Source organism: Streptomyces sp. 35G-GA-8 (assembly GCF_023534745.1).
GTDB lineage: Bacteria > Actinomycetota > Actinomycetes > Streptomycetales > Streptomycetaceae > Streptomyces.
On record NZ_JAMHJQ010000042.1, the window covers coordinates 1 to 8,353 of the forward strand.

Here is an 8,353-nt window from a genome sequence, read left to right on the forward strand (position 1 = left end):
ACAACACCTTCACCAACCCCGCCAACCCCGCCGCAGGCTCCAAATGACCCACATTCCCCTTCAACGAACCCAACGCACAAAACTGCGACCGATCCGTCAACCCACGCCACGCACGCGTCAACCCCTCCACCTCAATCGGATCACCCAGACCCGTCCCCGTCCCATGAGCCTCCACCAGACCAATCGACTCCACCGACACCCCCGCATCCCCCAACGCAGCACAAATCACCTCCCGCTGCGCCGCACTGCTCGGCACCGTCAACCCACTCGTACGACCACCATGATTGACCGCACTCCCCCTGATCACACCCCGAACCCGATCCCCATCACGCAACGCCGCACCCAACGACTTCACCACCACCGTCACCACACCCTCCCCCGGCACAAACCCATCCGCACCCGCATCAAACGGCCGGGACGCGCCTGAGGGGGACAGCGCGCGCAGGTTCTTCATCGCGACGTAGTGCAGCGGGGACAGAGCGACCCGGACGCCGGCGACGATGGCCTGGTCGCACTCGCCGTCACGGATGCTCCGCACCGCCGTGTGCAACGCGACCAGCGACGACGAACACAACGTGTCGATCGTCATGCTCGGCCCACGCAGATCCAGAAAGAAACTCACCCTGTTCGCCAGGAACGCGTTGTGGTTGCCCAGGCCGCTGGGCGCGTCCAGCTCCGGCGCGATGTTGTAGTCCTTGTAGTGCTGGTAACTGGCGCCCACGAACACACCGGTGGACGGGGGCATTCGGCGCGGCGGGAGGCCGGCCGACTCCAGCGCCTCCCAGGTCGTGCGGAGCAGCCAGCGGGCCTGGGGGTCGAGCACTTCGGCCTGCTTGGGGAAGAAGTCGAAGAACCGGGCGTCGAACTCCGCGACGTTGTCGAGGAATCCGCCGACATCGGGCTCGTGCCCCTCGGCGTACCGGCCCCAGCGGTGGGCCGGAGCCGGCCTGATCTCCTCGCCCGAGCCGGCGAGCAGCGACCAGAGCCGTTCCGGGTCCGGGGCACCGGGGAGCGCCAGGGCCAGCCCGATGACGGCGATGTCGTGGGCGTCCGCGGTGTCGTCGGTGGCCGCGGTGTCGTCGGTGGCCGTATCGCGGACCGTGGCGTGGGCGGCCGTCCGGTTCTCCTGGCTCGCGGCCGGTTCACCTTCGGGCCGTCCGTCGGCCTCGGCAGGGGCGAGCACACCGTCGCCCACCAGTTCGGCGACACGCGCGGCGAGAGTGCGGCAGTCCGCGGCGTCCAGGACATCCGTCGGGCTCAGCCTCACCCCGTACGCCGCCTCGACGTCAGCCGCTATGACCGTCGCCAGCATGGAGTCGAGACCCACGGTGGACAGTGAGGTGGTCGCCATGACACCGGGGTCGTGGAGGACGTTCCGTACCAGCGCGACGATCGCCGCCTCCGCCACCTCGGCCCCCGGCGCGCGGCGGGCGGGAGCGGGCGGTGAGCTGCCGTTCGCGGCCACGGTCCGGTACGCGACATCGTCGAGCCGGACCAGCACCCGGCCGTCGGCGGCGAGCAGGGACGCGTGGCCGCGTCGCGTGCCGTCGCTGTCGGGCTCGTCGCCTTCGAGCAGTACGAACGCGGCCCGCGCCGGGTCCGCCCAGCGCGCCGCCCGGCCGATGGAGACCGGCAGGTAGGTGGCCGACGGCGCGGTGGGGTCCGCCAACGTGAGGACGGCCATGGTCTGGAGGGCGGCGTCGAGTGCCACCGCCCCGGCCTCCAGGGCGCCGCCGACCGGAACGTCGATCCGCGCGAGTACCCGGCCGGGCCCGTAGTGAACCTCGGCGATGGACCGCAGCGGCGCCGTGAACTCCATGCCCTTCGCCGCGAACCAGGCGTAGAGGCCGGCCGGTTCGAGACTCCGGTCGAGCGCGGCCCTCAGGGTGTCGAGGTCCACGGCGGCGGGCTGCGCGGGCGGGGCTTCGACGGTGGTGAACCGGGCGATCACCCGGTCGGCGTGCCGGAAGGTGGCCGGTCCGCTACGGGTGGGGTCGTCCAGATCGCTGGTGAGGGGATGGTCTCCGGTCCCCCGACCGGTAAAGGTGATCCGCGCCAGGGCGCCGCTCGTCAGCAGGCCGAGGGCCACCGGCAGCGCTCCGGGTACGGTCTCCTCGCCCAGCACACGGTGGGCGCGCGAGAGTCGCCGTACGACTTCGGTCGTGTCCCGCGCGGCCTGTGCGGCCCGCGTGCCCGGCGCGTCCGGCTCGGCCTGGGTGACCGGCGCGGCCTGTGCGGCCGTCACGGCTGCCTCGGGTCGCGGGCCGAACGGATACGGCGGGAGGACGGAGCGGCGCGCCGGTGGGCCGGGGAACACCGTGGCCCAGTCGACCGTGCCGCCGCCGGCATAGCGGAAGGCCGCGCCGCTGAGCCCGGTCGACGCGCTGTCCAGCACCGTCGTACCGCGTACGACAATGCCGGGCACCCGGTCCGGCAGGCGGCGCAGCGCCTCGGCCAGCCCGGCGCTCAGTTCGTCGGCCGTGGCTCCCAGGACCGCGACCCGGTACGCCTGGTGATCACGTCCGACGGCGCTGGAACGGCACAGGGCGTTCAGGCGTGCCGCGTTCCCCTGGCGCAGGAGCGGCTGGATGTCCGCCATGCGCCGGGCAAGGGCGTCCGGGGTGTGTGCGGACAGGACCAGCAGGTGCTCGTCCGGTGCGGCGGCGGCCGTACGGCTCTCCGCGACGGACGCCTCGTGCCGGGACTCCCCGAACTCCCCGAACTCTCCGACGTACTCCTCCACGACGATGTGCGCGTTGGTCCCTCCCATGCCGAAGGAGCTGATGCCCGCCCGGCGCGGCCCGTCCGAGATCCACGGCTGTGGCTCGACGGGGATCACGAACGGCCCGGCGGACAGGTCCAGCAGGCCGCTGGGGGTCTCGAAACCGGCGACGGGCGGGATCTCCCGATGCCGCAGGCACAGCAGAACCTTCAGCAGGCCGGCGAGTCCCGCCGCGGGCTCCAGGTGCCCGATGTTGCCCTTCACGGTCCCGAGGTGGCACGGCCGCTCTCCGCGGTCCGGGTCACCCCCGAACACCTCGGTCAGCGCGGCGATCTCGATCGGGTCGCCGAGCCGGGTGCCCGTACCGTGCGTCTCGATCAGGGAGACGTCCGCCGGGGCCAGTCCGGCATCGTCCAGTGCCGCCCTGACGACCGCGGCCTGGGCCTCGCTGCGGGGCACCGGCAGGGCGCTGCCGCGGCCCCCGTGGTTGACGGCCGTACCGCGGATGACGCCCCAGATCCGGTCGCCGTCCCGTTCGGCGTCCGCGAGCGGCCTCAGCATCACGGCCAACGTGCCTTCGCCGGGGAGGAATCCGTCGGCCCGCTCGTCGAAGGGCCGCGGCCGGGTGTCGGAGAGGGCACCGAGCTGGCTCAGGCTGCGGTAGTACCAGGGAGTCAGACCGACCTGGCTGGCCGCCACGATCGCGGCGCCGCAGTGTCCCGCGCGCAGCGCGGATACAGCCTGCTGGATGGCGACGAGGGACGACGAGCACAGGGTGTCGACGGTCTGCGAAGGGCCGGTCAGGTCCAGCGCGTACGAGATCCGGTTGGCCAGTACCGCGTTCATGGAGCCCAGCGCGGTGTGCGGTCCGACCGTCTCCAGCCCCCGCGCGTCACGGTGATGGGTGTAGGTGGCGCCGACGAAGACGCCGATGTCGCGGCGGCCGGCGAGACCGCTGTCGTCCCGCACCGTCCAGGCGTGCTCCAGCAGCAGCTTCTGCTGGACGTCCATCTCCTCGGCCTCGCGTACGGAGATGCCGAAGAAGGCCGGTTCGAAGCGGTCGATACCGGTGACGAAGGCACCGGTACGGCAGTAGGTGCCCGTCATATGGGGGCCGCGCCGCTCGAAGTGGGCGTCGATGTCCCAGCGTTCGGCAGGTACCTCGGTGAACGCGTGACCGCCGGAGCGGAGCAGGGGCCACAGCTCCGCCGCCCCGCCGACCGCGCCCGGGAGGTCACCGGACACGGCGACGATCGCGACGTCCGTGTCGCGGCCGGTGGCCGGTACCGGCTCGACGGTCTCGGCAGTCCCAACTATCTCGACAGTCCCGCCCGTCTCGGCAGTCCCAACTGTCTCGGCCGCCATGACGGTCTCGGCGGTCTCGGGTGCGGGGACCGCGACGCCCGCGCCGTAACGGCCCGTCAGCGCCTCGACGAGCTCGGCGAACTCGCCGTACTCCAGGAAGAGCGTCGCCGGAAGGTGGATACCCCACCTGCGGGACAGCTCCTCCGACAGCTCGACGCTCATGATCGAGCTCATGCCGTAGTCCGACAGCGGGGTGTCGCGGTCGAAGGAGGTGACGCCCAGCCGCTCCGCCAGGAAGCCCGCCAACGCCTCCCCGACGCGCTCCGTGTCGCCCTCACCGGTCGACTCGACGGCATCCTCTACGCCGTCATGTGCCTCGGCGCGTCCGCCGGAAGGTGCCCCGGGCTCCGCGCCCGTGTCTTCGAGTTCGACGACGATGTCGCCGGCGTCCGGGTGGGCGACGACCACCTGGCGCGGGTCCTCTTCCGCCCCCAGCAACGCGATCAGGGCGTCCAGGCCCTCCGCGGTGTCCAACGGCCTGACTCCGCGCCGCCGCAGCTGTTCCGCGACGGCCGTGCCCATGCCCACCTCGCCCCACAGGCCCCAGGCGACGCTCAGCCACGGCGAGCCGTGCGCCTGCGCGAAGGCGTCGAGGTAGGCGTTGGCCGCGGCGTATCCGCCCTGCCCGAGGTTGCCGAACGTGCCGGAGACCGAGGCGAACAGCACGGCGAAGTCCAGGTCACGCCCGGCCACCGCGGCGGCCAGTTCACGCACGCCGTCGGCCTTCGGCCGCATCACCGCCGCGATGTCCTCGGCGGTGGCGCTGCGGATCAGCCCGTCCTTGAGAGTGCCGGCCGCGTGGACCACGCCGTGCAACTCGCCGAACTCCGTGCGGAAGCGTTCCACCACGGCCGCCAGGGCTCCGGGGGTGGTCACGTCCGCGCTGTACGACACGACCTCGCACCCCCGCGCGCCGATCGCGGCCGTGCGGTCGTGGTCGGCACCGGCGGCTCCGGAACGACTGACCAGCGCGACGACGCCGGCGCCCTCGCGTGCGAAGCGGTCGGCGACCTCCAGGCCCAGTCCGCCGTGCCCGCCGAGGACGAGATAGCGGCCGCCCCGCCTGATGGGCCCCTTCCCGCCGTGGGGCGCTTCGTATGCCGACCGGTCGCGCACCCGAACGGGTACGTGGCGGACGCCCCGTCGGTAGCCGACTTCGGTGGGGCCGTCCGCGGCGATCTCCGCCAGGACCGGGCGGAGCGTGTCGTCGGAGAGCCGGTCGATGTCGAGGAGGCGCGGGCGGAGGCCCGGGTACTCGATGGCGGCGGTGCGGACGAAGCCCCACAGGGCGGCGCGCGCGGGCACCGGCCGGTCGCCGTGCGCGACCGGCTGCCCATCCCTGGTCACCGTGAGGAAGCGGGACTTGCGCTGCCGCTCGCCGAGGGTCCGCAGGGCGGCCAGGCAGCCGTACACGCCGAGGCGCAGCTCCGCCGCCTCCTCCCCCGGTCCCGGAACGCTGTCGGGCGCGTCACCGGCGCTCCACAGGTGCACCACACCCGCGACCGGGTCCCCGACCTCCTCCCAGAGCCGCCGGAACGCCTCCTCGTCCGGCCGGGCGAGCATGCGCCGATCACGGTCGGGCGTCTGTGCCTGTGCCCGTGCCTGTGCCTGTGCCTGTGCCTGTGCCTGTGCCTGTGCCCCGGACGGTCCGACGCCGACCTCCACCACGCGGGCTCCGTCGGCCCGCAGCTGCCGGGCGACGTGCTCCCCCAGGCTGTCCGTACCGCCGTTGTGCAGCACCACCCAGGTCCCGGTCGCCGGGTCGTGCCGCTCGTCGGTCGCCGACGCGGGCCGCCAGTCGATCCGGGTGATGGGCAGCATGGCGGACCTCGGCGGGGCCGAGGCGACCGTCGGGCGCGACACCGCGGCCGTGCGACGCATCCGTAGCCCCTCGAACTCCGCGACGACCTCGTCCGAGGGCCCCAGCAACACGGCGTCCGCGGTCGCGTACGCGCCGTCGACACCAGTCCGGCGCACCAGGACGGTCACTCCGGCCGACAGGACCGACAGATCGGCGAGGACCGCGATCCGAGCGAGGCCGATCGGCAGCATGGGGTACGGGCCAGCCTCTCCCGTGACGTCCTGGAGCGCGCAGCTGACGACCTGGAACACGCCGTCCACCAGCAGCGGATGGGCATACCAGGGGATGGGCTCGGCGTCGGACCGCAGCGTGGCCCGGGCCACGCCACCGTCGCCGACGGCGAGTTCCCGGACGGTACGGAAGTCGGGTCCGTACCGCAGTCCTTCGCGCGCCCAGCTCTCGTACAGCCGCTCCGAGGTGATCGTCCGCAGGCCGGTCATCCGCAGGCCGGTATCGGCGGGCGTGGTCGGGGCGACGCCCGGGAGCAGTCGGCCGGTTCCGGTGGACAGCGGCTTGCGGTCGCCGGCCACCACGGTGCTCAGTTCGAAGCGGGTCCGCGAGCCGAAGGACACATCGAGCCGGACGGGAGCCGCCGCGTCGTCGGCGATGGTGAGGGGGCGCAGGAACGTGACATCGGTGAGCTCCAGCGGGGTGAACGGCCGGCGCCGGGCGACCCCCACCATCGCCATCTCCAGCTGTACCGCGGCGGGCAGCAGCCCGGTATTCGCCGAGCGGTGCTGGGCGATGAAGGGCTCCTGGCCCGTGAATGTCTTCTCGTAGGTCTCGGCCGGATACGTCACTGTCCCTCGCTCCGGTGCTCGTAGTGACGGTCGAACAGCGGATGGCTGAGGGTGCTCGTCTCAGCACCGCTGCGGCGGACGGGCGGCGCGGCCAGCTTCTGTCGGTTGAAGGGGTAGGTGGGGATGGTGGTGGTGCGCCGGCCCTTGTCCCGGTGCAGACCGGCCCAGTCGAGTTCGGTGCGGGTGTGGTTGTAGTGTTCGGCCACCGCGCTGTGCAGTTGCACCTGATCGGTACGATCCCGCTTCAGTGTGCTGAGCCACACCGGCGGTGTCTCGCCCCACGACGACCGTGCGAGCGAGGTGAGTTGGGGATGGGAACCGATCTCCCACACCACCGCCGGGCCGACCTCGGCCAGCGTCGTCAACGCTTGCGAGAAACGCACCGGCTCACGGATCGCCCGGCCCCAGTAACCCGGGTCGGCGGCCGTCCCGGCGGTATGCCAGTCGCCGGTCACGGTCGACGCGAACGGAATCACCGGAGCCGAAAGTGTCCTGTCGGCCACCGCCGCGACGAACGGCGCGACCGCACCCTCCATCGCGGCAGAATGGAACGCTTGACTGACCGTCAGCATCTGTGTGCGCAGCCCCGAGTCCCGGCAGAAGCCGGACACGTCGTCCGCCGGACCCGTGATCGTCGCCGATCGACGCGCGTTGAACGCGGCGATCTCCACCCCGGGATGAGCGGTCATGGCCGCGAGGACAGCTTCGGTGTCCGCGTGAACCACCGCCATCGCACCCCCGCCAGGCCCCGACTCCATCAGCCGGCCACGGACCGCCGTCAGCTCCAGCAGATCCCCCAGTTCCAGCACACCGGCCGCCCAAGCGGCCGTCAGCTCACCCAGACTGTGACCCACCACCGCATCCGGACGCACCCCCACCGACTCCAACCACCGCACCAGACCCACCTGGACACTCACAATGGCCGCCTGCGCATAGCACGTACGGTCCAGCCGACCCTCCACCTCACCGGAACCGAACAGCAGATCCCGCAACGGCACATCCACNTCCAACCACCGCACCAGACCCACCTGGACACTCACAATGGCCGCCTGCGCATAGCACGTACGGTCCAGCCGACCCTCCACCTCACCGGAACCGAACAGCAGATCCCGCAACGGCACATCCACATGCCCCGCCAACAACTCCACACACTCGTCCAACGCCGCCCGGAACACCGGCTCCACCGCATACAACCCACGCCCCATACCCACGTACTGCGAACCCTGACCCGTGAACATGAAGGCCGAGGGCTGGGCCTTGCCGCCCTTCCTGGACGGGGCGCTGCGGCCCGTCACAACATCCTTCAGACCGGCGGCGAGTTCGCGGGCGTCGGTACCCTGCACCGCCACGCCATAGCGGTGGCCGGCGCGGCCGGTGTTGGCCGTGAGCGCGAAGTCCCCGATCTCTTCCTCTGACGTGTCGGTCAGAGCCTCGGCGTAGGCGTCGGCGAGGGTTCGCAACGCGGTCTCATCCGCCGCACTGACCCGGACGACATACGAGTCCTGAGCCGGTGCCTCCCGCACCGGCACCACCGGCGGCTCCTCCACGATCACATGCGCGTTCACCCCACCCATACCGAACGCACTCACCGCAGCACGCCGAGGC

General features: G+C 72.0%; 2 protein-coding genes. Both read right to left on the bottom strand.

The window, feature by feature from the left end; all coding sequences use genetic code 11:
• Window positions 1-6,748, bottom strand: a 6,748-nt coding sequence (locus tag M1203_RS38355; protein ID WP_249954500.1) for an SDR family NAD(P)-dependent oxidoreductase, incomplete at its 3' end; no start/stop codon positions are given.
• The coding region (locus M1203_RS38360; RefSeq protein ID WP_249954501.1) for an acyltransferase domain-containing protein at window positions 6,745-8,353 on the bottom strand (1,609 nt) is incomplete at its 5' end. The genes M1203_RS38360 and M1203_RS38355, both read right to left, overlap by 4 nt.